The organism is Kitasatospora sp. NPDC127060 (assembly GCF_042724935.1).
Classification (GTDB): domain Bacteria; phylum Actinomycetota; class Actinomycetes; order Streptomycetales; family Streptomycetaceae; genus Kitasatospora.
Map to the genome: position 1 here is coordinate 1 of NZ_JBHXEG010000189.1, position 1645 is coordinate 1645.

Here is a 1645-nt window from a genome sequence, read left to right on the forward strand (position 1 = left end):
CCCTCGCCCACCACCGCCACACCCAAGGACTCCCCGCCACCAGCCTCGCCTGGGGACTCTGGACCGACACCAGCACCATGACCAACACCCTCACCGAGACCGACCGGGACCGGCTGGCCCGCCAGGGGTTCCGCGGGATGTCCGCCGAGCGGGCCCTCGCCCAGTTCGACACCGCGCTCGCCTCGACCGAACCGGTACTGGTGACAGCCGAGTTGGATGTGTCGGCACTCCAGCGGCAGTCCACCGAGGGCACCCTGCCGCCCCTGCTCGGCAAGCTCGTGCGCGCCAGGCCCCGCCGGGTCGCCGCCGCCACGGACCCGGGTGGAACCACCCTGGAACAGCGGCTCGCCGGCCTCACGGCACCGCAACAGACAGAACTCCTCCACGAGTTGGTGACCCGGCACGTCGCCGCCGTCCTGGGGCACTCCGGTGGTGCCGAGCTGGACCCCGACCGCTCGTTCAGCGAGCTGGGCTTCGACTCACTGACCGCCGTCGAGCTGCGCAACCGGCTGAGCAGCGCCGTCGGCCGACGCCTGCCCTCGACCCTGGTCTTCGACCACCCGACCACCTCGGCGATCGGCCGGCACCTCGCGGACCTCCTGCTCACCGCTCCCGCCGGGGCCGAGCACCCCGCCGTTCCGACGGCCCCGGCCACCGCGACCGCTCCCGTGGCGGCCGACGAGCCGATCGCGATCGTCGGCATGGCCTGCCGCTACCCCGGCGACGTACGGTCCCCCGCGGACCTGTGGCGGGTGGCCGCCGAGGGCATCGACGCCATCGCCGGGTTCCCCGCCGATCGCGGCTGGGACGTCGACGCCCTGTACGACCCGGACCCGGACGCGCCCGGCAAGTCGTACGTGCGGGAGGGCGGATTCCTGGACGCCGCCGCCGACTTCGACCCCGCGTTCTTCGGCATCAGCCCGCGCGAGGCGCTGGCGATGGACCCGCAGCAGCGGCTGCTGCTGGAGACCGGCTGGGAGGCCTTCGAGCACGCCGGCCTCGACCCCGAGGCGCTGCGCGGCTCCCGCACCGGCGTCTTCACCGGCGTCATGTACGACGACTACGGCTCACGCCTGATGCGACAGCAGCCACAGGGCTTCGAGGGCCAGCTCGTCACGGGCAGCGCGGGCAGCGTCGCCTCCGGGCGGCTGTCCTACAGCTTCGGCCTGGAGGGCCCGGCCATCACCGTCGACACCGCGTGCTCCTCCTCGCTGGTCGCCCTGCACCTGGCCGCACAGTCACTGCGCAACGGCGAGTGCGACCTCGCCCTCGCCGGCGGCGTGACCGTCATGGCCACCCCGGCGTCGTTCATAGAGTTCAGCCGCCAGCGCGGCCTGGCCGCCGACGCGCGCTGCAAGTCCTTCGCCGCGTCGGCGGACGGCACCTCCTGGGGCGAGGGCGTCGGCCTGCTGCTGGTCGAACGGCTCTCCGACGCACGGCGCAACGGCCACCAGATCCTCGCGGTCGTCCGGGGGACGGCGGTCAACCAGGACGGCGCCTCCAACGGCCTCACCGCGCCGAACGGCCCCGCGCAGCAGCGGGTGATCCGCCAGGCCCTGGCCAACGCCGGACTCACCACCGCCGACGTCGACGTGGTCGAGGCCCACGGCACCGGGACCAGGCTCGGCGACCCCATCGAGGCCCA

General features: G+C 74.0%; 1 protein-coding gene. It reads left to right on the top strand.

Annotated features, from left to right (window positions below; all coding sequences use genetic code 11):
* Nucleotides 1-1645, top strand: a 1645-nt coding sequence (locus ACFWIS_RS40620; protein ID WP_380524398.1) for a beta-ketoacyl synthase N-terminal-like domain-containing protein, incomplete at both ends; no start/stop codon positions are given.